The organism is Pseudomonas sp. P5_A2_2 (genome assembly GCF_054177685.1).
This window is the reverse complement of the sequence record NZ_JBGCUL010001214.1, coordinates 1-1,203: the sequence shown is the minus strand read 5'-3', so window position 1 is coordinate 1,203 and position 1,203 is coordinate 1. Positions and strand designations below refer to the sequence as shown.

The following is a 1,203-nucleotide window of genomic DNA, read 5'->3' as shown; positions in this document are numbered from 1 at the left end:
ACCTGATACACCGTGCGGCCCACCACTTCTTCGGCGCGGTAACCGGTCAGGCGGCAGAAACCGTCGTTGACCTCCAGATAGCGTCCGGTGTCGCGCTCGGTGATGGTGATGGCGTCGGGGCTGGAGTGGAACGCCTTGGCGAATTTCTCTTCACTGGCCTTGAGCGCCGCTTCCGAGCGCTGTTGCTGGGTGATATCGCGCAGCGTGGTGACGATGCAGGGCTGGTCGCCGACGCTGATCTGGCGGCTGGAAATCACGCAGGTCAGGACCTGTCCGTCCTTGTGCTGGACGAGTATGGCGACGTTGTTCAGGCCTTGTTCGCGGATCACTTGTTCGATCCGTCGCAGACTTTTCGCTGAAGCGTCCCACAGGCCTATTTCGTCGGCGCTGCGGCCGATCACATCGGCGGTGCTCCAGCCGAAGGTCTGGGTGAAGCTGGAGTTGATTTCAATGAACTGGCCGCTGTCCTGGTGGGTGACGCAAATCGGATCGGGGCTGACCTGGAACAGTGTGGCGAATTTCTCTTCGGAGGCCACCAGCCGTTGTTCGCGCTCCACCTGGTCAGTGATGTCGAGCAATGTACCGGCCATGCGCACCGGCACGCCGTTGTCATCGCGGTAGAGGCGGGCGCGGCTTTCCAGGTAGCGCGAGCTGCCGTCGGGCAATTGCACGCGGTAGGTCAATTGATAGTTGCCGGCCGGGCCTTCACGCAGGCTGCGGTAAGCGTCGCGCATGGTGTCGCGTTCGTTGCCGGGCACGCCTTCGAAAAACTCGTCGAAGGACTCGTGAAAGGGTTTGGCGTCCAGGCCGTGCAGTTGGGCGGCCCGTGCCGATCCGTAGAGCATGCCGCTGGGAATGTGCCAGTCCCAGGTGCCGAGCTGCGCGGAGTCCAGGGCCAGGTCGAGGCGTTCCTGGCTGTCCTTGAGGGCATGTTCGGCGACTTTGCGTTCGGTAGTGTCCAGGAACGTGCTCAGTAGATAGGGCTGGCCTTCGAGCTCGACTTTTTGCGCACTGAGGATACCGTCATGGATCTGGCCATTGCTGGCGCGAAACTGCACTTCCATGCTTACCAGGTCGCCTTTGGCCTTGGTGGCCTTGACCAGATCGGCCCGTTGCTCGGGATACACCCACAACCCCAGTTCCAGGGTGGTGCGGCCGATCGCGTTTTGTACCGGCCAACCGAACAGGCTTTCGAAATACTGG

Annotated in this window: 1 protein-coding gene; it reads right to left on the bottom strand. The window is 61.8% G+C overall.

Annotated elements, in window-relative coordinates; translation table 11 throughout:
- Positions 1-1,203: PAS domain S-box protein (locus ACXRVY_RS30190; protein WP_458239098.1), on the bottom strand; the 1,203-nt coding region annotated here is incomplete at both ends.